The following is a 22,499-nucleotide window of genomic DNA, read 5'->3' as shown; positions in this document are numbered from 1 at the left end:
CATCTTGACACGGAGGGATATTTTGAAGCACGTCGCTTGTCAACGAAGACCACCCATGCGGCAGGACCGATGAAACGCCCTCCCAAAAAACCCGCGACAGATCGAAGTTTTGTCATCGCACTCTCGCGAGGGCTCGATGTCTTGCGCGCGTTTCGTCCGAGCGACGGCCTTTTGGGAAATCAGGAAATCGCCGCGCGGACAAATTTGCCGAAGCCGACCATCTCGCGGCTGACCTACACGCTGACAAAGCTCGGTTATCTCACGCCGGTTCCGCGCTTCGAGAAATACCAGCTGGCGCCCGCCGCGATGGCGCTCGGATATTCGGCGCTCGCCAACATGGGCATTCGCCATCTGTCCGATCCGTATCGCGACCAGTTGATGCGCGAGACCGGCGGCGCCGTCGCGATCGGCGCGCGCGACCGCCTGAGCATGATTTATTTCGGACAGAGCCGCAGCGAACTCACCGTCGGCGTGCTGCTCGACGTCGGATCTAAAGTGCCGATCGCAACAACCGCGATGGGCCGCGCTTACCTGTGGGCGCTGCCCGACGACGAGCGCGCGAACCTGATGCGCGAGATCAAGGAACATGTCGGCAGCAACTGGCCGAAGGTGCGGGACGGCATCGAACGCGCCGGCGAATGCATCGCCAAGCACGGCTTCGCGATGTCGGCCGGCGAATGGCACAGCGACATTCACGCCGTCGGCGTCGCCCTCAAGCTGAACGACGGAACCGGACCCTACGCCTTTAATTGTGGCGCACCGGCTTTCAAATTCAGTGAAGTTCTATTACAGAACTCTATTGGACCTCGCCTCGTGGCGATGGTAAGGAACATCGAAACCGCGCTGACGGGCAGTGTCGCGCGCGGATCGCAAAACAAAGAAACTACACACATCAAGAAAATGAAAACTCCAGGAGGGAAAGTTGCCCGTATTGTTGAGGGGATCAGATAGCCGCCGTCGTCGCGGATTCAGGCAGATCTGGGCAAGACAGTTCCACAAAGGAACCAAGGCATGATGCAGGCTCAGGTCGCGCAGGGGCATCAGCCTTTGCTCGCGGTACGCGACGTCAGCGTCGTGTTCGGCGGCATCATCGCGTTGAATGGCGTGTCGTTCGACATGAAGAAGGGCCAGATCCTCGGCTTGATCGGCCCGAACGGCGCCGGCAAGACGACGCTCTTCAATTGTCTCAGCAGGCTCTATCAGCCCAGCAAGGGCGATATCCTGATGGAAGGCGAGAGCATTCTCGATCGCCAGCCGTCGAAGATCGCCGAGACCGGTATCGGCCGCACGTTCCAGAACGTCGCGCTGTTTCCGCGGCTGACGGTGCGCGACAACATCCGCATCGGCGGCCACTGCCGCACCAAGAGCGACATCATCAGCGACGCCTTGAAGCTGCCGTGGATCCGCGAGCAGGAACGCCTTCTCAACGACAAGGTGCATGAAATCCTCGACTACCTCGAACTGCACGACGTCGCCGACCGCGAGGTCTCGGGTCTGCCGTTCGGAACGCAGAAGCGCGTCGAACTCGGCCGCGCGCTCGCCGCCGAACCGAAGATCCTGCTGCTCGACGAGCCCGCCGGCGGCCTCAACCATGAGGAGGTCTATGTGCTGGGCGACCTGATCTGCCGCATCCGCGACGAACGGCACATCACGGTTCTTCTGGTCGAACATCACATGGGACTGGTGATGAAGATCGCCGACCATGTCGTCGCGCTGAATTTCGGCAAGAAGCTTGCTGAAGGCACTCCGTCCCAGGTGCAGTCCGACCCCGACGTCATCAAGGCCTATTTGGGGAGCAAGGACTCATGAAGACGATGCTGACGATCAAGGATCTGCGGGCCTATTACGGCCAGATCCAGGCCCTTCACGGCCTTGAGTTCACGCTCAACGAAGGCAGCGTAACCACGCTGCTCGGCGCCAACGGCGCCGGCAAGACCACGACGCTGCGCGCGATCTGCAACATGATCCGCTCGACGGGCAATATCGAGTTCGAAGGCAAGCCGCTGACCGGCATGTCGACCGAAAACGTCGTCCGTCTCGGCATCGCCCACGTTCCGCAGGGCCGCGGCACCTTCACCAACATGACGGTTGAGGAAAACCTGCAGCTCGGCGCGATCTCGCGAAGCGACACCAAGAACATCGAGGGCGATATCGAGCGCATGTACGCGCACTTCCCGGTGCTCAAGCAGCGTCACACCCAGCAGGCCGGCACGCTGTCCGGCGGCGAACAGCAGATGCTCGCGGTCGCCCGCGCGCTGATGCTGCGTCCCCGGCTGATGCTGCTCGACGAGCCGTCGTTCGGTCTCGCGCCGCTGGTCGTGCGCGACCTGTTCGGCATTCTCGGCAAGATCAACCGCGAGGACAAGGTGACGATCCTGGTGGTCGAACAGAACGCCCAGCTCGCGCTTGAACTCGCGGAAAAGGCCTATGTGATCGAAACCGGACGCATCGTGATGTCGGGAAGCGCGAAGGAAATCGCGAACAACGAAGACATCCGCAAATCCTATCTCGGATACTGAGGACGCAGCCATGGAACTGTTTACCAACCAAGTCCTGGCTGGCATTGCCACAGGCGCGATCTACGCCTGCATGGCGCTGGCCATCGTCATGATCTACCAGGCGATCGACCACCTCAACTTCGCCCAGGGCGAAATGGCGATGTTCTCGACCTTCATCGCCTGGCAATTGATGCAGTGGGGTCTCGGCTTCTGGCCGGCCTTCCTGCTGACGCTCATCATCTCGTTCGCCGGCGGCATCGTCATCGAACGCGCGCTGTTCAAGCCGCTCACCAACGCGCCCATCCTGGCGCAGGTGGCGGGCTTCATCGCGCTGTTCGCCATTCTCAACAGCGTCGCGGGCCTGACCTGGGATTTCACGATCAAGCAGTTCCCCTCGCCGTTCGGGTCATCCGGCTTCCTCGGCAGCCAGCTGATCTCGACCCATCAGGCCGGCATGATCGGCGTCACGCTGCTGCTGCTGATCCTGCTGTTCATCTTCTTCCGCTTCACGCGCATCGGCCTCGCAATGCGCGCCGCGGCGTCGCTGCCTGAATCCGCGCGCCTCGTCGGCATCAACACAAGCTGGATGATCGCGCTCGGCTGGGGCATGGCCAGCGCCATCGGCGCCATCGCCGGCATGCTGATCGCACCGGTGGTGTTCCTCGAGCCCAACATGATGGGCGGCATCCTGCTCTACGGCTTCGCGGCCGCGGTACTCGGCGGCCTCACCAGCCCGCTCGGCGCGGTGATCGGCGGCTTCCTGGTCGGCGTCTTCGAAAACCTCGTGGGCACTTATATTCCAGGTGTCGGCAATGAACTGAAACTGCCCATCGCGCTGGCACTGATCATCCTCGTGCTTGTCATCAAACCGTCCGGCTTGCTTGGCCGCGCCATCGTACAGCGAGTTTAATCATGAGCACAGTTCAGGACTCAGTCTCCCAACCCGCAGCGGTCGCCGCGCCGTCCAAGAAATCGATGACGGTCGGCACCACCGCAACACTGGTGATGCTCGCACTGCTGGTTCTCACGCCACTGTTCGTGAAGAACTTCATCATCTTCCAGATGACGATGGTGCTGATCTACGCCATCGCCATCCTGTCCCTCAACATCCTGACCGGCGGCAGCGGACAGTTCTCGCTGGGCCAAAGCGCCTTCTATGCTGTGGGCGCCTATACCGCCGGCATCATGATGGAGCACATGGGCGTCAACTACGTGCTGACGCTGCCGGCGGCCGGCATCATCTGCTTCATCTTCGGCTTCCTGTTCGGCTTCCCCGCGTTGCGGCTTTCGGGCGTGTATCTGGCGCTCGCGACATTTGCTCTGGCGGTCGCGATGCCGCAATTGCTCAAGCTCGGCGCGTTCGAACACTGGACCGGCGGCGTGCAGGGTCTCGTCATCACCAAGCCGGACGCTCCGTTCGGCCTGAAGATGTCGCAGGACATGTGGCTGTACTACTTCACACTGTTCGTCTCGGCACTGATCTACATCCTGGCCCTCAACCTGCTGCGAAGCCGGTCCGGCCGCGCCATGATGGCGATCCGCGACAACCCGATTGCAGCCTCGGCCATGGGCATCGATCTGCCGCTGTACAAGACGCTGACATTCGGCGTCAGCGCCGCTTTCACCGGCATCGCCGGTGCGCTCGGCGCCATCGTGGTGCAGTTCGTGGCGCCCGACAGCTTCACCATCCAGCTCGCGATCGCCATCTTCCTCGGCATGGTCGTCGGCGGCGTCGGCTGGCTGCCGGGATCGCTGGTCGGCTCGGCGTTCATCGTGTTCGTACCAAATGTGGCCGAGCACATCTCAAAGGGCCTCTCGGGCGCCGTCTTCGGCGTGCTGCTGTTCGTGGTCATCTTCCTCGTGCCGCATGGTGCGCGGCAGGTGGCCTACATGATCGAGGCCTTGTTCCGCAGGAAAAAGACTTAACTCCTAAAGTCTGATTACATTCATCTGAATTCAGGCTTGTTGTTATCCGCCTGTTTGAGCATGATCTTTTCGGAAAACCGGTTTCCATCGAAACCGGTTTTTCGCTATGCGGAATACCGCACTCTAGGGAGAAATTAAAATGTTATCTAAACTCAAGTTTAGCGCGGCAGCTGTGTCGGCAATCGCCGCGCTCGCCATAACGAGCGGCAGCGCTCTCGCGCAAAAGAAATACGACACCGGCGCGACCGACACCGAAATCAAGATCGGCAACATCATGCCCTACAGCGGACCGGCATCCGCCTACGGCGTCATCGGGAAGATGGAAGAAGCCTACTTCAAGATGATCAACGATCAGGGCGGCATCAACGGCCGCAAGATCACCTTCATCACCTATGATGACGGCTACTCGCCTCCGAAGGCTGTCGAGCAGGCGCGCAAGCTTGTCGAGAGTGACGAAGTGCTGCTGGTGTTCGGACCGCTCGGCACGCCGTCGAATTCCGCAATCCAGAAGTATCTGAACGCGAAGAAAGTGCCGCAGCTGTTCGTCGCCACCGGCGCCACCAAGTTCGGCGAGCCGAAGGAGTTCCCGTGGACCATGGGCTGGCAACCGGCCTATCAGAGCGAAAGCCGCGTCTACGCCAAGCATCTGCTCGCGACCAAGCCCGATGCGAAGATCGCGGTCATGTACCAGAACGACGACTTCGGTAAGGACATGCTCAAAGGCCTGAAGGACGGCCTCGGCGCGAAGGCGTCGCAGATCATCGCGGAGGAAAGCTATGAAGTGTCCGAGCCGACCATCGACTCGCACATCATCAAGCTGAAGGCCTCGGGCGCTGACGTCTACTTCAGCTTCACGACACCGAAGTTCGCGGCGCAGAGTCTTAAGAAGGTCGCGGAACTCGGCTGGAAGCCGATGTACTTCCAGAGCAACGTCGGCGCGTCCGTCGGCAGCGTGCTCAAGCCTGCCGGCTTCGAGACCGCGCAAGGCATCCTGTCAGCGGCCTACGCCAAGGACGGCGCGGACCCGCAGTGGGACAACGATGAGGGCATGAAGAAATTCTACGCCTTCCTCGCCAAGTATGCGCCGGACATGAACAAGACCGACGGTTCGGTCGTGTACGGCTACGGTCAGGCGCAAACCCTGGTGCAGGTTCTCAAGCAGGCGGGCGACAACCTCACCCGCGAGAACGTCATGAAGCAGGCCGCAAGCCTGAAGGACTTCACCCCGGACACCTTGCTGCCGGGCGTCAAGATCAACACCAGTGCGACCGACTTCTACCCGATCGACCAACTGCAGATCATGCAGTTCAAGGGCGAGAAGTACGAACTGATCGGCCCGATCATCAACGGCGGAATGGGCGGCAGCTAAGGTTCGCGCTGCGAAACTGACTGAAGATTAAATCAGCCCCCTGCGACCCGGTCGCGGGGGGCTTTTCGTTGAACGCGCCCGGCAAAGGGTATTGAATATCTCCGGGCCGCAAAGAGCTCCAATCCAAAAAGCGAAGAGGACACACACCAGGATCAGGGAGTAAACGAATGACTATAACGAGATCTCGAGTTGCTATTGCCACGGCGGCTTTCGCCCTTCTCGCGGCGACAAGCACCGGCGCACTGGCCCAGAAAAAATACGACACCGGCGCAACCGATACCGAAATCAAGATCGGCAGCATCATGCCCTACAGCGGACCCGCTTCCGCCTACGGCATCATCGGAAAAACCCAGGCCGCCTACTTCAACATGATCAATGCCCAGGGCGGCATCAACGGCCGCAAGATCAACTTCATTTCCTACGATGACGGCTATTCGCCGCCGAAGGCCGTCGAGCAGGCCCGCAAGCTGGTCGAAAGCGACGAAGTGCTTTTCATCTTCAACTCGCTCGGCACGCCGTCGAATTCGGCGATTCAGAAATACATGAACGCCAAGAAGGTGCCGCAATTGTTCGTCGCCACCGGCGCGACCAAGTGGAACGACCCCAAGGAATTTCCATGGACCATGGGCTGGCAGCCCAACTATCAGAGCGAAGGCCGCATCTATGCGAAGTACCTGATGAAGGAGAAGCCGAACGGCAAGATCGGAATCCTTTATCAGAACGACGACTACGGCAAGGATTTGCTGAAGGGCCTGAAGGACGGCCTCGGCGCCAAGGGTGCGTCGATGATCATCGCGGAAGAACCCTATGAGACAACCGTTCCGACCGTCGATTCGCAGATCGTGGCACTGAAGTCCAAGGGCGCCGACGTCTTCGTCAGCATCACCACGCCGAAGTTCGGTGCGCAGTCGATCAAGAAAGTCGCTGAACTCGGCTGGAAGCCGCTGTTCATCCTGAACAACGTCGCCGCATCCGTCGGCTCGGTCATCAAGCCCGCCGGATTCGAAAACGCTCAGGACATCATCTCGGCGGCTTACGCCAAGGACGCCACCGATCCGCAGTGGAAGGACGATGCCGGCATGAAGGGATTCGACGCATTCCTCGTCAAGAACTTCCCCGAAGCCAACCGCACCGACGGCTCGGTGATGTTCGGCTACAACACCGCGATGACGATGGTGCATGTGCTGAAAGGCGCGGGCAACAATCTCACGCGTGAGAACATCATGAAGCAGGCGGCGAGCATCAAGAACCTTGAATTGCCGGGCTTGCTGCCGGGCATCAAGATCAACACCAGCGCGACCGATTTCGCGCCGATCAAGCAGCTCCAGCTTCAGAAGTTCAAGGGCGAGCGCTGGGAACTGTTCGGCCCGATCATCAGCGGCGAGGTGGGCGGCTGATCTTTCGCCCTGCGAAACGAAACTATTCAATCTGCTTCCGGACAGGCCTCTCTGCGACATTGTCGCAGGGGGGCTTTTCGTTTGAACGGTCCATGCAAACGGTATTGAATATGCCGCGAAGCAAAAAGCTTCCCATGCAAAAGCATGAAAAAAACATCAAGAACAGGTCAGGGAAACAAAAGAATGTCCGTCAAAAACATTCAGCGAGTTCTTTGTCTCGCTACCGTCGCGGCTCTCGCCGCCACAACGAGCGCGTTCGCGCAGAAAAAATACGACACCGGCGCGACCGACACCGAAATCAAGATCGGCAGCATCATGCCGTACAGCGGTCCGGCTTCCGCCTACGGCATTATCGGCAAGACCCAGGCGGCCTATTTCAACAAGATCAATGCTGAAGGCGGCATCAACGGCCGCAAGATCAATTTCATTTCCTACGATGACGGCTACAGCCCGCCGAAAGCCGTGGAGCAGGCCCGCAAGCTGGTCGAGAGCGACGAAGTCCTGCTGATCTTCAATTCGCTGGGAACGCCGTCGAACTCGGCGATCCAGAAATACATGAACACCAAGAAGGTGCCGCAGCTGTTCGTCGCCACCGGCGCAACCAAGTGGAATGATCCGAAGAACTTTCCGTGGACCATGGGCTGGCAGCCCAACTATCAGAGCGAAGGCATCATCTACGCGAAGTACCTGATGAAGGAAAAGCCGAACGGCAAGATCGGCATTCTCTATCAGAACGACGATTTCGGAAAGGACGTGCTCAAGGGCTTGAAGGACGGCCTCGGCGCCAAGGGTGCGTCGATGATCATCGCGGAAGAGCCCTATGAAACGTCGGTTCCGACCGTTGACTCGCAGATCGTCGCGCTGAAGTCCAAGGGCGCCGACGTCTTCGTCAGCATCACCACCCCGAAGTTCGGTGCGCAGTCGATCAAGAAGGTGGCGGAGCTCGGATGGAAGCCGCTGTTCATTCTCAACAACGTGGCCTCGTCCACGGGTTCGGTGATCAAGCCGGCCGGCTTCGAGAATGCGCAGGGCGTCATCTCGGCGACCTACGGCAAGGACCCGACCGACCCGCAGTGGAAGGACGACGCCGGCGTCAAGAACTTCGACGCGTTTCTGGTCAAGTACTTCCCTGAAGCCAACCGCGCCGACAGTTCGGTCGCGTTCGGCTACAGTTCAGCTCAGACCATGGTGCATGTCCTCAAGGCCTGTGGCGACAATCTCACCCGCGAGAACGTCATGAAGCAGGCGGCTAGCATCAAGAACCTGCAACAGGAAATGGGCTTGCCGGGTATCAAGATCAACACCAGCGCGACCGACTTCGCCCCGATCGAACAGTTGCAGATGATGAGGTTCACCGGAGAGCGCTGGCAGCTGTTCGGCCCCATCATCAGCGGCGAGATCGGCGGCTGATACGAAGCGCCTGCCGGGCGAGGCCTCGGATTTCCAGTTCTGAAATCCGGATTCCTCGCCCCGCACAGCCATATCGGACGACGTTTCCACCCTCCGCAATAACCTTGCGGAAGGTCTTTTACTGACCGGCTGATCGTGCGATCTCTGTCATCCCACAATGCACGCGATGACATGATGACCGATAAACGTCCCCTGCTGCGCGCGATGTTCGACGCCGCGGTCTCCGCCGCCCATCCCGACCGGATTCTCGGCAAGCACCTGCCTTCGCCGCCGAAGGGCCGGATCATCTGTCTCGCCGCCGGCAAGGCCGCCGGCGCTTTAGCCCATGCCGCGGAGCGGCATTATCTCGGCGAAGGGCGGATCGATCCGGCGCGGCTCTCGGGGCTCGCTACCACGCGGCACGGACACGGCATGCCGACCAGCCGCATCGAGATCGTCGAAGCCGGTCATCCGGTGCCCGATGAAGCGGGACTGAAAGCCACCGCCCGCACGCTCGATCTTGCCGCGAGCGCCACCGCCGACGATCTGGTTCTGGTGCTGCTGTCCGGCGGCGGTTCGGCCAACTGGATCGCGCCTACCGACGGCGTGTCGTTCGTACAGAAGCAGGCGATGAACAAGAGCCTGTTGCGGTCTGGCGCGCCGATCGGCGAGATGAACACCGTGCGGAAACATCTGTCGCGCATCAAGGGCGGCCGGCTCGCCCGCGCCGCCTCGCCCGCGCAGATCCTGACGCTCGCGATTTCGGACGTGCCGCACGACGATCCCGCGACCATCGCATCGGGACCGACCGTGCCGGACACCACGACGCTCGCGGATGCCCGCGAGATCGTCGCGCGCTACGGCATCAAGGCCGATGATGCCGTGACCAAGGCGCTGAACGATCCGCGCAACGAAAGCTGCAAGCCCGGCGACCCAGCCTTCGGACGCGCGGAATTCCGGATCATCGCGCGGCCGCAGGAATCGCTCAATGCCGCCGTCGCGATTGCGCGAGAGGCCGGCTACGAGATTCTCGATCTCGGCGCGGACCTTGAAGGCGAAGCGCGTGACGTCGCGGCCGCTCATGCGCGGATCGCACTGAAGGCACAAGCCGACGGCAAGAAACTCGCGATCCTGTCCGGCGGCGAATTGACGGTGACCGTGCGCGGCAACGGGCGCGGCGGTCCCAATCAGGAATACGTGCTGGCGCTTGCGGCGCTGTTCGCGGACACCAGGGGCATCTCCGTACTGGCCGGCGACACCGACGGCGCGGACGGCGGCGCGGGCTCCGCGGACGATCCGGCCGGCGCGTTGGCCGACCGGCGCACCTTCGCGAAAATGCGCGAACTGAAACTCGATCCTGCGGCGTACCTTGCCAACAACGACGCGACGGCGTTCTTCGCAACGACCGGCGATCTGCTGAACGTCGGCCCGACACTGACCAACGTCAACGACATCCGCATCATTCTGGTAGATGTGTAACGCGCTTCGTCATAGCGAGCGGAGCGAAGCAATCCAGTCTGGACAGCATCAAGCAAGGACTGGATTGCATCGTCGCAAGCGCTCCTCGCAATGACGTAACGTCCTAAAATTCTCCGGCGATCTTGCCCAGCATCGCCAGCAAGAGATCGCGGTTGTCTTTGCCGAGCAATTCCTCCAACCGCGCTTCGTGCCGGGTCTCGATCAATTTTTTGGCGCGCGCCAGAACGGCGCGGCCTTTCTCCGTCAATTTCAGGATATGCGAGCGGCGATCGTTGCTCGAGCGGACCCGAACGCAAAGATCGCGGCTCTCCAGTTCGTCGAGCATGACCACGAAGTTCGGGCGCAGAATTCCGAGCGTGCTGGCGATCTCGGTCTGGTTGCGTCCCGGATTGGCATCCACCAGCATCAGGACGGAAAACTGCGCCGGTGTCAGTTGCAGCGGTGCGACGCACCCGATGAAGTCGTCGAAAATCCTTAACTGGGCGCGCTTGAGCGAATAGCCGAGGAACTCGGACAGTGCACCGAGCTTGATCGGGCCGCTGGCCGCCGCCGGCTGCGCCAATCCCCGCGCCGGGCGCTTGGCTTTCGATGGACCGGCAGTTCTGGAAGCAACCATTGCGCTGTCTCGGGTGTACCGTCTCGGGTGTACTGTCTTGGACGCGCGGCCTCGGTAGCAAGGCGCGATCATTCTGCTATAAAGCCGGGCGCTCCGGCCTTGAGATTATAATCGATAATCGTTATGAAACATATCAAATAGCGACGGCGGGTTTCAACCGCTGATTGGAGCGCCGGGCCTTCAAAACCCGCGTTCGACGCTTGAGGAAGCGCCGCTTTAAGGGGATGACTTGGACAGCACGATCCTTCTGTTTTTGTTGCAGGACGGAATCACCAGCGGCGCGATCTATGCGCTGCTCGGTCTCGCGCTTGTTCTGGTGTTCGCGGTCACGCGTGTCATCCTCATTCCGCAGGGCGAGTTCATCACGTTCGGCGCGCTGACCTACGCGACGCTGGCCGCCGGAAAAATGCCGGGTACAGCACTGCTGGCGCTCGGGATGGGCGTCATCGCTTTCTGTTTCGATATGGTCGCAGGCCGCAACGCCATGTCGGCAAAGCGGGCAGCCCGTTCGCTTGCGGTGAACATCGTGCTGCCGCTGGCGATCTGGGGCGTCGCGATGGCGATGGCCGGGCGGCAGAACGGCGTCGCGGTCAACTTCGTGCTGTCGATCGTCATCGTGGCGCCTATTGGCCTCTATCTCTATCGCATCGCCTATCAGCCGATCGCCCATGCCTCGGTGCTGGTGCTGCTGATCGCGTCGGTCGGCATTCACCTCGCGTTGCAGGGACTGGGCCTCGTTTTCTTCGGCCCCGAAGGATTGCGCGGACCGGCGATTTCCGCCGCCGCGCTCACCATCGGGCCATTGAGATTCACCGGCCAGAGCCTCGGCATCTACGCAATCACGATCGTCCTGATCGTCGGACTATGGCTGCTGTTCGGCTACACGCTGTACGGCAAGGCGCTGCGCGCCACCGCCGTCAACCGCCTCGGTGCGCGCCTTGTCGGCATCCGCACCACCATCTCGGGACAGTTCGCGTTCCTGCTCGCCGCCATCATCGGCACGATCTCGGGTATCCTGATCGTGCCGATCACCACGATCTATTACGACACAGGCTTCCTGATCGGGCTGAAAGGCTTCGTCGCCGCGATCATCGGCGGGCTCGTGAGCTATCCCCTCACCGCCGCCGCGGCGCTGGTGGTCGGGATCGTCGAGGCGTTCTCGTCGTTCTACGCCAGCAACTTCAAGGAGGTCATCGTCTTCACGCTGCTGCTGCCGGTTCTCGTCCTGCGCTCACTGGCTTCGCCCGAAGTCGAAGAGGAAGAGGACTAGGGCATGACGCAGCGATGGGCCATGATCGTGTTTGCGCTGGTAATGGCGGTGATTCCGTTCATTCCGGGTATGCCGCCGTTCTGGATCGTGCTGCTCGACAATATCGGCCTCGCGGCGCTGGTGGCGATGGGCCTCGTGCTGCTGACCGGCGTCGGCGGCCTCACCTCGTTCGGCCAGGCGGCGTTCTGCGGCTTCGGCGCCTACACCACGGCAGTGCTGACCACGTCTTATGGATTTTCTCCGTGGGTGACGCTGCCGCTGTCGCTGATCGTCAGCGGCGGCGCGGCAGTCATTCTCGGTCTGGTCACGGTACGCCTGTCCGGCCACTACCTGCCGCTCGGCACCATCGCCTGGGGCATCAGCCTCTTTTACCTGTTCAGCAAGCTGGAATTCGTCGGCCGCAATGACGGCATCTCCGGCATTCCGCCGTTGGCGATCGGATCGCTGCAACTGACCGATCCCGGCAAGATCTATTTCGCGATCTGGTTCGCGGTGATCGTCTGCGCGCTGCTGACGGTCAACCTTCTGGACTCGCGCACCGGCCGCGCCATTCGTGCTTTAAGGCGCGGCCACATCGCTGCCGAAGCGTTCGGCGTGCAGACCGCGCGTGCCAAGCTTCTGGTTTTCATCTATGCGGCGGTGCTCGCGGGATTGTCCGGCTGGCTCTACGCGCATTTCCAGCGCGCCGCGAACCCGACGCCGTTCGGCCTCAACGCCAGCATCGAATACCTGTTCATCGCCGTGGTCGGCGGCGCAGGTTACGTCTGGGGCGCTGTGCTCGGCGCGAGCATCGTCGTGGTGCTCAAGGAGATCTTGCAGAGCTACCTGCCGCTGGTGTTTCACGGCAACGCGCAACTCGAGACGGTGATTTTCGGAATCCTGCTGGTGGTTCTGTTGCAGATCGCGCCCGGCGGCATGTGGCCGAAGCTCGCCGCGCTGCTGCCGTTCAGCGTCCGGTTGCCGAAGCCGCGCGCAGCCGACGCCCTGCCCCCACGCGCCAAGGCCGTCGCCACGTCGGACACGCTGCTCGACATCAAGGACGCCCGCAAGCAGTTCGGCGGTGTCATCGCCGTCAATGACGTGTCGTTCAACGTGCAGGCGCGCGAGATCGTCGCGCTGATCGGCCCGAACGGCGCCGGCAAGAGCACCACATTCAACCTGATCACCGGCGTGCTCCGGGCCTCCGGCGGCACGATTTCCATTCTGGGCCGGAACGTGGACAACGCGCCGCCGCAAGACATCGCGAAACTCGGCGTCGCCCGCACCTTCCAGCACGTCAAGCTGGTGCCCGACATGAGCGTGCTGGAGAACGTCGCCATCGGCGCGCATCTGCGCGGACATGCCGGCGCGATCGCCAGCATGCTGCGGCTCGACCGCAAGGACGAAGCTGGATTGCTGGCGGAAGCCGCGAAGCAAATCGCGCGCGTCGGCCTCGGCGACCAGATGCACCAGCTCGCCGGCAGTCTCTCGCTCGGCCAGCAGCGCATCGTGGAAATCGCCCGCGCGCTCTGCGTCGATCCGATCCTGCTGCTGCTCGACGAGCCCGCCGCCGGTCTGCGCCACATGGAAAAACAAAAGCTCGCGGCATTGCTGCGGCAACTGCGCTCCGAGGGCATGTCGGTGCTGCTGGTCGAACACGACATGGGCTTCGTGATGGATATTGCCGACCGCATCGTGGTGCTGGAGTTCGGCACCAAGATCGCGCAAGGCACCCCGGCGGAAGTTCGTGCCAATCCCGACGTCATCAAGGCTTACCTTGGAGCAGCGTCATGACATCAAAGCTGCTCGCCGTTGACGATGTGCATGTCTCCTACGGCAAGGTCGAAGCCGTGCGCAACGCCACGCTCGACGTCGGCGCCAATGAGATCGTCACCATCATCGGCGCCAACGGCGCGGGCAAGACCACGCTGCTCAACGCCATCATGGGCATTCTTCCGCTGACCGGCAGCGTCACCTTCGCGGGCCAGCAGATCGCCAGGCTCGAGATCGAGGATCGCGTCGCTTTGGGCCTGTGCATCGTGCCCGAGCATCGCGAACTGTTCGGCTCCATGACGGTTGAGGAGAATGTGCAGCTCGGCGGCTTCCGCGTGCCCCGCGCCGAGGCCGCGCGCGAGCAGGAGCGCGTTTACGCATTATTCCCACGATTGAAAGAACGGCGCACGCAGCTTGCGGGCACGCTGTCCGGCGGCGAGCAGCAGATGCTGGCGATGGGCCGTGCGCTGATGAGCCAGCCGCGCCTCTTGATGCTGGACGAGCCGTCACTTGGGCTCGCACCGCTGATCGTCGCGGATATTTTCCGCACCATCGGCGAACTGAGGCAGGCCGGCGTGTCGGTGCTGCTGGTCGAGCAGAATGCCCGCGCGGCGCTGGAAATCGCGGATCGCGCCTATGTGATGGAGCTTGGTGAATTCGTCATGAGCGGATCGGCGAAGGACATCAGCGGCGATCAGCGTGTGGTGGCGAGCTATCTCGGATTCCAGCACGCCGAAGAGAGCAAGCTCTGAGTTCAGCGCCGGCCCGCGAGGTTGGCCATCTCAGCGGTCCCAAGATCGTCCGGTTTCAGCAGCCGAAATCATCTAACAATATGTCCCGTTCTGGCTGATACTCGTTCCCGCAACGTCTTGTTGCGGGGGCATGTCGATTATGGATGCAAGGTCCGAGCGCAAACTGCGCATGTTCATGACGATCCTGCTCGCCGGCATGGCCGGAGGGACTGTTTTTATCTTCGTCAATGTCGGGTTCTCACCATTACAGTTGCTGATCGGCATGATTTACGGCCTTCTCATCAGCGCCGCCATCGGGGCTTTCGAATTTACTGCGGCGGGACCGATGCGCGACTGGCTCGGAGCACTGCCGTTCAGCGCCAGCCTTGCGGTTCGCAGCGCATTCTACGCCGCCGTCATTGTTCTCATCCAGTACTTTGAGCTTGGCGTCCGCATCGTCGGGATGACGCCCGATCCGGCCAAACAAGGATTCTGGGACGCCGTTATCTTTTCGGCGGTCCTGTCGGTGGTGCTTAATCTCGTCTTTGCGATCACCAACATCATCGGCCGTAACACGCTGCTGAATCTCGTGACCGGGCGCTATCACACCCCCGTCGAGGAAAACCGGTTCGTCCTCTTCGTCGATATCGCGGGATCGACGGCCCTGGCCGAGCGCCTGGGCGGCCTCGGCATTCATCGCTTTCTCGACAAGACGTTCCGCACCTTGACCGGGCCCGTTATCGATTATCGCGGCGAGGTTCTGGATTACGTCGGTGACGAAATCATCGTCACCTGGACGGAGGTGTCAGGGGCGGTGGATTGCCGACCGCTGCGCTGCTTTCTTGCGATGCGAGCCACCCTGCAGCAGCTTCAAGAACGGTTCGAGAAGGAGTTCGGCGTCGCACCGAGAATCCGCGGAAGCCTGCACTTTGGAAACGTGATTATCGGCGAGATCGGCGATATCAAGCGCGCCATCGTCTTCAACGGCGACGTCATGAACACGGCCGCGCGCCTTGAAGAGCAAAGCCGCAATGTCGACGGCGGCTTTCTCGCCTCCCGCGCCGCCATCGAGCGCTTCAAATCCGCGCCGCCAGTGCCGATGCATGATCTCGGCGTGCGGGACATCCGCGGCAAGTCCGATGGCACCGCCGTCATGGGCCTTGCCTGACGCAGGCGCGTCGCACAAACGAAAATGCCCGGCACAAGGCCGGGCATTTGTAGATCGGTCTCAAACAGCAGCGCTTACTTTACGACTTCATACTTGCCGTTCTTGACGGTCAGGATGATGCGCGAACGATCGTCGGTGCCGAAGCGATCCTTCTCGGTGAAGTTGTAGACACCCTGGCTCGCTGCGATTTCCTTCTCGGAGAGCAGCGCCTGACGAAGGCCTTCGCGGAATTCCGGCGTGCCGGGCTTGCCCTTCTTCAGCGCCACGGGAACGATGCGCTTGAGCACTTCGAACGTGTCGTACATGTGGCCCGCGAACTGGCTGCGGGTGTTGGCGCCGTACTTCTTCTCATACGCTTCGTTCAAGGCCAGTCCAGGCTTCTTGGTCAGCGCGCTGTCGGCCTGCCCTTCGGGAGCCATCACCGGACCTGCGGCCATGATGACGCCCTCCGCTGCCGGACCGCCGATGCGGATGAAGTCCATGCTCGCAGCGCCGTGGGTCTGATAGATCAGCCCCTTGTAGCCGCGTTCGCGCAGCGCTGCCTGCGGCAGCGCCGCGCCGGTGCCCGATGCGCCGATCAGGATGGCATCAGGATTGGCCGCGACCAGTTTCAGCGCCTGACCCGTCACCGACGTATCGGGACGCGCATAGCGTTCCTCGGCGACAATGCTGATGCCGCCCATGGCGCCAGTCTGGGTCTTGATGTCGTTCAGCCACAGATCGCCGTAGGAATCCGAGAAGCCGATATAGCCGACGGTCTTGATGTTGTTCTTCTTCATGTGCTCGTAGAGCACCTTGCCCATGATCGGCACCGGCTGCGGCATCACCGCGGTCCACTTTTCGCGTGCCGGCGTGATCGGCATCGGCGCGAGGCTGAAATGCGGCACGCCGACTTCATTGGCCACTGTGGACATCGCGATCGACGGCGGCGTGGTCGAAGAGCCGACGATGATATCCGCGTTGGATTCAGTCACGAACCGGCGCGCATTGGTGGTGGCGGCGGTCGGATCGCCGGCGTCGTCCAGCACGATGGTCTTGATCTTCGCGCCACCGATTTCGGTCGGCACGAACTCGAGCGCATTCTTCTCGGGAATGCCGAGCGCGGCAGCGGGGCCGGTGGTGCTGACGCTGACGCCGATAGTGATATCCTGCGCCGAAGCCAGGGTCACGGCGCCCGGCAGTGTCACGGACGCCGCCAGTACCACGGCCGTCCAGGTTAGGTTCTTCATCAAGTCCTCCCTAAAGTGCTCTTTTCAAGTTTCGTTCAGCGGCCGAAAGCGCGGCGTGGTGTTATTTGCGGTGCACCATCGCGTCCGGAATTTCCGCCATTCAGATAGAAGTTATCGGTCATTTGCAATGCCCGGCGCCTCTGCCATTGGTATGACAGTCAATCGGTAAGACAGTCCGGCTTTGACCACGTCGACAACCTTTTCCTATATTGTTATCTAGTATAATCAATTTTCCCGAGGCCGCAAAACCCTATTCGGGGGTTGGGAAACGATGCCGCAGGCGGGAGTGAAGTCGTTGCGAACACAGGTCGCCATCATCGGCGGAGGCCCGGCGGGCCATCTGCTCGGGCAGTTGCTGCACCATTACGGCGTCGACAACGTCATCGTGGAGCGCAAGGACCGCGACTACATTCTCGGGCGAATCCGGGCCGGTGTTCTCGAACAGGGCACCGTCGACCTGCTGGACAAGGTGGGCATCGCCGAGCGGCTGCACCACGACGGCCTGATCCACCACGGCATCGAACTGGCGTTCGGCGGCAAGCGCCATCGCATCGACATGACAAAAGCCACCGGCAAGGTGGTGACGGTTTACGGCCAGACCGAGGTCACACGCGACCTGATGGATGCGCGCGCTAGGACCGGCCAGAAAACCATCTATGACGCCGGCGACGTCAGCCTGCATGATTTCGAGGGCGAGCACCCGCGCGTGCGCTACGTCAAGGACGGCACGACCCATGAAATCGCCTGCGACTTCATTGCTGGCTGCGACGGTTTCCACGGTGTCAGCCGGCAAAGCGTCAAGCCGGATGCGCTCAAGACCTATGAGCGCGTTTATCCGTTCGGCTGGCTCGGGATCCTGTCCGAAACCCCGCCGGTCTCGCCCGAACTGATCTACAATAATCATCCGCGCGGCTTTGCGCTGTGCTCGATGCGCTCGAACACCCGCAGCCGTTATTACCTGCAATGCCCGCTCGACGATCACATCGACAACTGGTCCGACGACAAGTTCTGGGACGAGTTGAAACGCCGGCTCGATCCGGAAGCGGTGGATCATCTGGTCACGGGGCCGTCGATCGAAAAAAGCATCGCCCCGCTGCGCAGCTTCGTCGCCGAGCCGATGCGGTTCGGCCGCCTGTTTCTGGCGGGCGACGCGGCACACATCGTGCCGCCGACCGGCGCGAAGGGCCTGAATCTCGCGGCCAGCGACGTTCACTACCTGTCGCAGGCGCTGCGCGAATTCTATTCCGACAAATCGGCAGCCAGCATCGATGATTATTCGCGCCGCGCGCTCAGCCGGGTGTGGAAGGCCGAACGCTTCTCGTGGTGGATGACGTCGATGCTCCACCGATTTCCCGACACCGATGAATTCAGTTCGCGCATCCAGATCACCGAATTGAACTACCTCGTCGATTCCGACGCTGCAAAAACATCGCTGTCGGAAAACTACGTCGGGCTGCCGTACTGACGAGCGGCTGCTTCCTCGCCCTGCTCTTACGTAAAGAAAAAATGACACTGCCGCTGTTTCAAACATGCGGCGTCGTGTTGTTTCAAACTTGATTCCGAATGCCCGCACGCGCGGTCCGCCTTATGCTGCGGATCAGGCGATATGCAATGCGCAGCATTTGAAAGAGAAACATGGCAATAGCAGAAACTTCAGCCGACGTTCCGGACGGCTTCGAGCCGCATCCGCGGCGCAGTCCGATCACCGAGCCGTGGGAGCCGATCTATTTCAAGAAAACGTCGAAGGCCTACATTCTCGGGCTTCGGCTGGCGATGGCGCACACCAATTCGCGCGGGCTGGTCCACGGCGGGCTGATCGCAACGCTGGCCGATAACGCCATGGGATTGAGCTGCGGCGTCAACATGGCCGACCCGCAGCGGCTGGTGACCATCAGCCTCGCGGTCGACTATCTCGGATCGGCGAATGTCGGCCAGTGGCTTCAGGTCGACACCAACTTCGTCAAGGTCGGCGGTTCGATCTGCTTCGCGCAAAGCCTCATCACGGCTGACGGCGAACCCTGCGCGCGCGGCAATGCGACCTTCAAGATTTTGCGGAAGAAGGACTAGGCATCACGCCGTGCCGAAGCGCCAATCGGTTTGCGTAACGACCAGATCGATAAACGCCCTGACTTTCGCCGACAGCAGGCGCGAGGTCGGATAGACGATGTGGATCGGCAACGGTGGCAGTTCGAAATCGGCCAGCACGATTTTCAGCCGGCCCGCCTTGATCGATTCCGCAGCCTGATAGGCCAGAATGCTGACCAGGCCGCCACCCTGCTCCGCATACAGCAATGCCGCATCGGTGCTGTTGGTGGTGAAGCGCGACGCGGTCGGAACGCGCATCTCGCGGCCGTTCTCGACGAGACGCCACTCGGACTGCGAATTGCCTCCCGCGAACTGAATGATCTCGTGCCCGGCGAGATCGGACGGCTTCAATGGAGTGCCGCGTGTCTTGAGATAACGCGGCGAGGCCGCCACCACGCGGCGCATGTCTCCGACCATGCGGGCCACCACGCTGGAATCCGTCAGGTGGCCGATGCGCACCGCGAGATCAATGCCCTCGTCCACCAGGTTGACCATGCGATCTGACAGCCTGAGTTCGGCGCTGACATCCGGATATTTTTTCAGGTAGGCCGACATCAGCGGCCCGACATACAACCGGCCGAACATCAGCGGCGCGGAAACGATGATCTTGCCGGACGGCCGCGCGCGCTCGGCCTGAACCGAGCCGTCCGCCTCCTCGACATCGGCCACGATCCGCCGCGCGCGTTCCAGATAGCGCGCGCCGACGTCGGTCAGCGTTACCGAACGCGTGGTGCGCTGGAGCAGCCGCGCGCCGAGTTGCGCTTCAAGCCCGGCAATCAGCCGTGTGACGGCTGAAGCCGACAGCCCGAGCTTGCGCGCCGCCGGGGCAAATCCCTCAAGGTCGGCAACGGACACAAAAGCGCGCATGGCATCGAGACGGTCCATGGCATTATTTCATAATCTGCAACGATGAACTGTCAATGCCGGCGATTATGCTCGGCCGGAGATTGCCTAGATTCGAACTATGTTAGCGAGCGATCAGGAGGGCCAGTGATGACCGTTGCCCATGCTTTTTCAAGCGATGTCGCGTTTACGCTTGCGGTGAAGGAGATCCAGGCCCGCAAAGGTTCACGCGATGCCTATGCCCGCGTCGAGGAGAACGGCGGCTGGCGCACCGAGATCGACGAGTCGCTTGCGGCCTTCATCGGCGAACAGACCAGTTTCTTTCTGGCGACGGCCACCGCCGACGGGCAACCCTATATCCAGCATCGCGGCGGCCCGGCGGGCTTCATCAAGATCCTCGACAAGCAAACGCTCGCCTTCGCGGATTACAAAGGCAACCGGCAGTTCATCACGCAGGGCAACCTCACCGAGAATCCGAAGGCCTATATTTTCCTGATCGATTACGTCAACCGCCGCCGCGTCAAGCTCTGGGGCGAGGCGCGCGTGGTCGAGGACGATCCCGCGCTGACCGCCTCGCTGATGCCGCGTGATTACAAGGCAAAGCCCGAGCAGGCGATCCTGTTCAAGATCGCCGCCTGGGATACCAATTGCCCGCAGCATATCCCGATGAAATTCGACGCCGCCGATGTTGCAACCGCGATCGCAGCCCGCGATGAGCGCATTGCCGAACTCGAGGCCGAAGTCGCGCAGCTGAAGCAGCGGCACTCATCGACATAGCGACACGAGATAGTGGCAGCGGGGAGATGCTCGCTCTCCCCGGCCGCGGGGGAAGCAGGGTGCGTCACGCCGCTTCCGACAACCGCTGCCATGGATGTTCCGGATAGTACCGCCCCATCATCCGCTCGACATAGGCGACGAGATTGGAGAACTCCAGCACCCGGTCGCGCAACGGCGAATCGAAGAACGGCGTCAACAGGCCGGCCAGCACGCCAAAAACGATGGCGTCAGCGCCGCACGGACGATCCCCCATCAGATAGTCCTTCCAGCCAAGCTGCATCGACAGCGCGGACAGTGACAGCGTCCCGAACTCGACGATTTCCGGCAACGAATGGCGCGCAGGCCCCGCCATGCGGACAACGTCCGCCACACGCGCACGGGCATCATCCCTCAGCTGCTCGCGAATGGCATCCGGCGCGGCATCGAAAAAATGCGATGGCCCCTTGGCGAAATTCTCGGGGATCATCCAGCGCATATGGACCAGCATCCAGTACAGATGATTTTCGACCATGCGTTCGGTCGTCCAGGCTTCGGCGCGTTGGCGCTCGTCGAGCGCGGCATCAAGATCGATGCCACGGGTTTTTTCCAGATGCAGCCTGATAAAGGTGGTGTCCGAGATGCGCTCATCGCCATCGTCGATGTAGGGCAGTTGCCCCTTGGGCGAATCCTCGCGCGACCCCACCGCCTTGACATAGGCCAGCTTCGCCATTTTTAGCTGCACCTCGGCCTTCATGACATAAGGGCTGGCCTCCGGAAGGCCGAAATAAGGACCAAAACCGTAAAGCGTGATCATCGGGGCATCCTTTGAGCGTTGAAAAGATGCCCATTTGTAGCTACCCCCTGCTGCCAACGTGGTGTCAGCAGCGGACCTGCAGGACCAACAGAATGCGGCGCGCCGACCGGCTATTTCAGATCATTCAGGTGCTCCGGCGCACCGGCAAGCCGCTGACCGCGGAGGCCATTGCCAACGAACTGGAAACCTCGAAACGCACGATCTACCGCGACATCGCCACCCTTATCGGCCAGCGCGTACCGATCCGGGGCGAGGCCGGCACCGGCTATGTGCTGGAAAAAGGGTTCGACATGCCGCCGCTGATGCTGACCCCGGACGAGATCGAGGCGGCGGTGCTGGGCGCGCAGTGGGTTGCCGGGCGAGCCGATCCGGTGCTGGCGAAGGCGGCGCTGGATCTGATCGCCAAGATCGTCGAGACCATCCCGGAACGGCTGCAGCCGCTTGCGCTCGAACCCGCGAGCCGGACGCCGCTGAAACGGAGCGATACGCAGGACAGCATCGATATGACGCGATTGCGTGCCCATATCCATGCCAGCAAAAAAGTCCTGCTGCACTATTGCGACGAGCAGGGCCGCGACAGCCGGCGCACGGTGTGGCCGATTGCCGTCGGCTATCTTGAAACGGTACGGCATCTCGCGGGATGGTGCGAGTTGCGCAAGGACTTTCGCAGCTTCCGGATCGACCGGATCGCTCAGGCCGTGTTTCTGGACGAGAAATATCCTGAACGCCGCACGGCGTTGCGAGTCAAATGGATGAAGAGCATGCATGATGCCCGCATGCGCGAGTGCACATCATGACCGCGAGCGACAATCCCTGCCAAAGCTGCGGCGCCTGCTGTTCCTATTCGAGCAACTGGCCGCGCTTCACGGTGGAGGGCGACGCCGCGCTCGATCTTATTCCCGAGAAATTCGTCAATGACCGGCTGTCGGGGATGCGCTGCGACGGCGACCGGTGCACGGCGCTGACCGGCAAGGTCGGAATTTCCACGGCGTGCGGGATCTATGCCGTGCGGCCCGAGGTCTGCCGGACCTGCATGCCCGGCGATCCGGAATGCGCGATGGCGCGGCGCAGGTTCGGGCTTCCGGAACTTTCGGTGGAACTCACGGCAGGTTTCCTGCCGGATGGTCATTAATCGCGGAACGAAACCACCTCTTTGGGCGTCAACCATTCCACCGAC

The 22,499-nt window shown here is 61.6% G+C and carries 22 protein-coding genes; 18 read left to right on the top strand and 4 right to left on the bottom strand.

Going from position 1 to position 22,499, the window contains the following annotated elements:
* The first annotated feature begins 69 nt into the window (after positions 1 to 69).
* The 9 genes from AC07UB_RS13570 (at position 70) to AC07UB_RS13530 (ending at position 10,058) form a co-directional block, all read left to right on the top strand.
* Positions 70 to 951 (top strand): IclR family transcriptional regulator, encoded by an 882-nt coding sequence (locus tag AC07UB_RS13570; protein ID WP_492791002.1) that lies wholly within the window; start codon positions 70 to 72, stop codon positions 949 to 951.
* A 60-nt stretch (positions 952 to 1,011) separates the two neighbouring features.
* A complete protein-coding gene (locus AC07UB_RS13565) occupies positions 1,012 to 1,809 on the top strand; it encodes an ABC transporter ATP-binding protein (RefSeq protein ID WP_492791003.1) in 798 nt (265 codons plus the stop codon).
* The gene (locus tag AC07UB_RS13560) at positions 1,806 to 2,519 is read left to right on the top strand and encodes an ABC transporter ATP-binding protein (RefSeq protein ID WP_492791004.1); all 714 of its coding nucleotides are present in this window, start codon (positions 1,806 to 1,808) and stop codon (positions 2,517 to 2,519) included. The genes AC07UB_RS13565 and AC07UB_RS13560 overlap by 4 nt, the downstream gene beginning before the upstream one ends.
* Before the next feature lie 10 nt (positions 2,520 to 2,529).
* The gene (locus AC07UB_RS13555) at positions 2,530 to 3,408 is read left to right on the top strand and encodes a branched-chain amino acid ABC transporter permease (protein WP_492791005.1); all 879 of its coding nucleotides are present in this window, start codon (positions 2,530 to 2,532) and stop codon (positions 3,406 to 3,408) included.
* Between the two features lie 2 nt (positions 3,409 to 3,410).
* Positions 3,411 to 4,424, top strand: a complete 1,014-nt coding sequence (locus AC07UB_RS13550; protein WP_494653442.1) for a branched-chain amino acid ABC transporter permease — start codon at positions 3,411 to 3,413, stop codon at positions 4,422 to 4,424.
* Positions 4,425 to 4,563: 139 nt separating this feature from the next.
* Positions 4,564 to 5,793, top strand: a complete 1,230-nt coding sequence (locus AC07UB_RS13545; protein WP_492791007.1) for an ABC transporter substrate-binding protein — start codon at positions 4,564 to 4,566, stop codon at positions 5,791 to 5,793.
* A 167-nt stretch (positions 5,794 to 5,960) separates the two neighbouring features.
* Complete coding sequence (locus AC07UB_RS13540) at positions 5,961 to 7,190, top strand: ABC transporter substrate-binding protein (RefSeq protein ID WP_492791008.1); 1,230 nt, start codon at positions 5,961 to 5,963, stop codon at positions 7,188 to 7,190.
* A 183-nt stretch (positions 7,191 to 7,373) separates the two neighbouring features.
* The gene (locus tag AC07UB_RS13535) at positions 7,374 to 8,600 is read left to right on the top strand and encodes an ABC transporter substrate-binding protein (protein ID WP_492791009.1); all 1,227 of its coding nucleotides are present in this window, start codon (positions 7,374 to 7,376) and stop codon (positions 8,598 to 8,600) included.
* Between the two features lie 174 nt (positions 8,601 to 8,774).
* Positions 8,775 to 10,058, top strand: coding sequence for a glycerate kinase type-2 family protein (locus AC07UB_RS13530; protein ID WP_494653635.1), 1,284 nt, complete (start codon positions 8,775 to 8,777; stop codon positions 10,056 to 10,058).
* A gap of 103 nt (positions 10,059 to 10,161) precedes the next feature.
* On the opposite strand, the gene AC07UB_RS13525 is transcribed toward AC07UB_RS13530, so the two are convergent.
* Positions 10,162 to 10,674 carry a MarR family winged helix-turn-helix transcriptional regulator gene (locus AC07UB_RS13525; RefSeq protein ID WP_494653438.1) on the bottom strand — a complete coding sequence of 171 codons (513 nt, stop codon included), beginning with the start codon at positions 10,672 to 10,674 and terminating at the stop codon, positions 10,162 to 10,164.
* Positions 10,675 to 10,903: 229 nt separating this feature from the next.
* Between AC07UB_RS13525 and AC07UB_RS13520 the strand changes: the two genes are divergently transcribed.
* The 4 genes from AC07UB_RS13520 to AC07UB_RS13505 all read left to right on the top strand — a co-directional run bounded on the left by AC07UB_RS13520 (position 10,904) and on the right by AC07UB_RS13505 (position 15,595).
* Positions 10,904 to 11,944 carry a branched-chain amino acid ABC transporter permease gene (locus AC07UB_RS13520; RefSeq protein ID WP_494653437.1) on the top strand — a complete coding sequence of 347 codons (1,041 nt, stop codon included), beginning with the start codon at positions 10,904 to 10,906 and terminating at the stop codon, positions 11,942 to 11,944.
* Positions 11,945 to 11,947: 3 nt separating this feature from the next.
* Positions 11,948 to 13,717 carry a branched-chain amino acid ABC transporter ATP-binding protein/permease gene (locus AC07UB_RS13515; RefSeq protein WP_492791013.1) on the top strand — a complete coding sequence of 590 codons (1,770 nt, stop codon included), beginning with the start codon at positions 11,948 to 11,950 and terminating at the stop codon, positions 13,715 to 13,717.
* The gene (locus AC07UB_RS13510; protein ID WP_494653436.1) at positions 13,714 to 14,448 is read left to right on the top strand and encodes an ABC transporter ATP-binding protein; all 735 of its coding nucleotides are present in this window, start codon (positions 13,714 to 13,716) and stop codon (positions 14,446 to 14,448) included. The genes AC07UB_RS13515 and AC07UB_RS13510 overlap by 4 nt, the downstream gene beginning before the upstream one ends.
* 139 nt (positions 14,449 to 14,587) lie before the next feature.
* Positions 14,588 to 15,595 (top strand): adenylate/guanylate cyclase domain-containing protein, encoded by a 1,008-nt coding sequence (locus AC07UB_RS13505; protein ID WP_494653435.1) that lies wholly within the window; start codon positions 14,588 to 14,590, stop codon positions 15,593 to 15,595.
* 74 nt (positions 15,596 to 15,669) lie between these two features.
* Here the strand turns inward: AC07UB_RS13505 and AC07UB_RS13500 are convergent, their stop codons facing one another.
* Positions 15,670 to 16,824, bottom strand: a complete 1,155-nt coding sequence (locus AC07UB_RS13500; protein ID WP_492791016.1) for an ABC transporter substrate-binding protein — start codon at positions 16,822 to 16,824, stop codon at positions 15,670 to 15,672.
* A gap of 295 nt (positions 16,825 to 17,119) precedes the next feature.
* On the opposite strand from AC07UB_RS13500, the gene pobA reads away from it, so the two are divergent.
* Both pobA and AC07UB_RS13490 read left to right on the top strand, forming a co-directional pair.
* Positions 17,120 to 18,289: a 4-hydroxybenzoate 3-monooxygenase gene (gene pobA, locus AC07UB_RS13495; RefSeq protein WP_494653434.1), complete on the top strand. Its 1,170-nt coding sequence runs from the start codon at positions 17,120 to 17,122 to the stop codon at positions 18,287 to 18,289.
* 170 nt (positions 18,290 to 18,459) lie between these two features.
* Positions 18,460 to 18,891, top strand: a complete 432-nt coding sequence (locus tag AC07UB_RS13490) for a PaaI family thioesterase (protein ID WP_494653433.1) — start codon at positions 18,460 to 18,462, stop codon at positions 18,889 to 18,891.
* A 3-nt stretch (positions 18,892 to 18,894) separates the two neighbouring features.
* On the opposite strand, the gene AC07UB_RS13485 is transcribed toward AC07UB_RS13490, so the two are convergent.
* The gene (locus tag AC07UB_RS13485) at positions 18,895 to 19,794 is read right to left on the bottom strand and encodes a LysR family transcriptional regulator (protein ID WP_494653432.1); all 900 of its coding nucleotides are present in this window, start codon (positions 19,792 to 19,794) and stop codon (positions 18,895 to 18,897) included.
* A gap of 108 nt (positions 19,795 to 19,902) precedes the next feature.
* On the opposite strand from AC07UB_RS13485, the gene AC07UB_RS13480 reads away from it, so the two are divergent.
* Positions 19,903 to 20,529, top strand: coding sequence for a pyridoxamine 5'-phosphate oxidase family protein (locus AC07UB_RS13480; protein ID WP_494653430.1), 627 nt, complete (start codon positions 19,903 to 19,905; stop codon positions 20,527 to 20,529).
* 64 nt (positions 20,530 to 20,593) lie between these two features.
* Here AC07UB_RS13480 and AC07UB_RS13475 read toward each other — a convergent pair whose 3' ends face one another.
* Positions 20,594 to 21,322 carry a glutathione S-transferase family protein gene (locus AC07UB_RS13475; RefSeq protein WP_492791020.1) on the bottom strand — a complete coding sequence of 243 codons (729 nt, stop codon included), beginning with the start codon at positions 21,320 to 21,322 and terminating at the stop codon, positions 20,594 to 20,596.
* A gap of 92 nt (positions 21,323 to 21,414) precedes the next feature.
* Between AC07UB_RS13475 and AC07UB_RS13470 the strand changes: the two genes are divergently transcribed.
* Together AC07UB_RS13470 and AC07UB_RS13465 are read left to right on the top strand one after the other, a co-directional pair.
* Positions 21,415 to 22,119, top strand: a complete 705-nt coding sequence (locus AC07UB_RS13470; RefSeq protein WP_494653427.1) for a helix-turn-helix transcriptional regulator — start codon at positions 21,415 to 21,417, stop codon at positions 22,117 to 22,119.
* Complete coding sequence (locus tag AC07UB_RS13465) at positions 22,116 to 22,454, top strand: YkgJ family cysteine cluster protein (RefSeq protein WP_494653425.1); 339 nt, start codon at positions 22,116 to 22,118, stop codon at positions 22,452 to 22,454. Before AC07UB_RS13470 ends, AC07UB_RS13465 begins: the two co-directional genes overlap by 4 nt.
* The last annotated feature ends 45 nt before the right edge of the window (positions 22,455 to 22,499 follow it).

It is taken from the genome of Afipia sp. GW821-FHT04G03 (assembly GCF_059419985.1).
This window is presented reverse-complemented; position numbering and strand designations above follow the sequence as displayed.

What these genes read in the sequence shown, in the direction of transcription:
- AC07UB_RS13570 (WP_492791002.1), top strand. Translation starts at nt 70, where the DNA reads ATGAAACGCCCTCCCAAAAAACCCGCGACAGATCGAAGTTTTGTCATC.
- AC07UB_RS13565 (WP_492791003.1), top strand. Translation starts at nt 1,012, where the DNA reads ATGATGCAGGCTCAGGTCGCGCAGGGGCATCAGCCTTTGCTCGCGGTA.
- AC07UB_RS13560 (WP_492791004.1), top strand. Translation starts at nt 1,806, where the DNA reads ATGAAGACGATGCTGACGATCAAGGATCTGCGGGCCTATTACGGCCAG.
- AC07UB_RS13555 (WP_492791005.1), top strand. Translation starts at nt 2,530, where the DNA reads ATGGAACTGTTTACCAACCAAGTCCTGGCTGGCATTGCCACAGGCGCG.
- AC07UB_RS13550 (WP_494653442.1), top strand. Translation starts at nt 3,411, where the DNA reads ATGAGCACAGTTCAGGACTCAGTCTCCCAACCCGCAGCGGTCGCCGCG.
- AC07UB_RS13545 (WP_492791007.1), top strand. Translation starts at nt 4,564, where the DNA reads ATGTTATCTAAACTCAAGTTTAGCGCGGCAGCTGTGTCGGCAATCGCC.
- AC07UB_RS13540 (WP_492791008.1), top strand. Translation starts at nt 5,961, where the DNA reads ATGACTATAACGAGATCTCGAGTTGCTATTGCCACGGCGGCTTTCGCC.
- AC07UB_RS13535 (WP_492791009.1), top strand. Translation starts at nt 7,374, where the DNA reads ATGTCCGTCAAAAACATTCAGCGAGTTCTTTGTCTCGCTACCGTCGCG.
- AC07UB_RS13530 (WP_494653635.1), top strand. Translation starts at nt 8,775, where the DNA reads ATGACCGATAAACGTCCCCTGCTGCGCGCGATGTTCGACGCCGCGGTC.
- AC07UB_RS13525 (WP_494653438.1), bottom strand. Translation starts at nt 10,674, where the DNA reads ATGGTTGCTTCCAGAACTGCCGGTCCATCGAAAGCCAAGCGCCCGGCG.
- AC07UB_RS13515 (WP_492791013.1), top strand. Translation starts at nt 11,948, where the DNA reads ATGACGCAGCGATGGGCCATGATCGTGTTTGCGCTGGTAATGGCGGTG.
- AC07UB_RS13510 (WP_494653436.1), top strand. Translation starts at nt 13,714, where the DNA reads ATGACATCAAAGCTGCTCGCCGTTGACGATGTGCATGTCTCCTACGGC.
- AC07UB_RS13505 (WP_494653435.1), top strand. Translation starts at nt 14,588, where the DNA reads ATGGATGCAAGGTCCGAGCGCAAACTGCGCATGTTCATGACGATCCTG.
- AC07UB_RS13500 (WP_492791016.1), bottom strand. Translation starts at nt 16,824, where the DNA reads ATGAAGAACCTAACCTGGACGGCCGTGGTACTGGCGGCGTCCGTGACA.
- AC07UB_RS13490 (WP_494653433.1), top strand. Translation starts at nt 18,460, where the DNA reads ATGGCAATAGCAGAAACTTCAGCCGACGTTCCGGACGGCTTCGAGCCG.
- AC07UB_RS13485 (WP_494653432.1), bottom strand. Translation starts at nt 19,794, where the DNA reads ATGGACCGTCTCGATGCCATGCGCGCTTTTGTGTCCGTTGCCGACCTT.
- AC07UB_RS13480 (WP_494653430.1), top strand. Translation starts at nt 19,903, where the DNA reads ATGACCGTTGCCCATGCTTTTTCAAGCGATGTCGCGTTTACGCTTGCG.
- AC07UB_RS13475 (WP_492791020.1), bottom strand. Translation starts at nt 21,322, where the DNA reads ATGATCACGCTTTACGGTTTTGGTCCTTATTTCGGCCTTCCGGAGGCC.
- AC07UB_RS13470 (WP_494653427.1), top strand. Translation starts at nt 21,415, where the DNA reads ATGCGGCGCGCCGACCGGCTATTTCAGATCATTCAGGTGCTCCGGCGC.
- AC07UB_RS13465 (WP_494653425.1), top strand. Translation starts at nt 22,116, where the DNA reads ATGACCGCGAGCGACAATCCCTGCCAAAGCTGCGGCGCCTGCTGTTCC.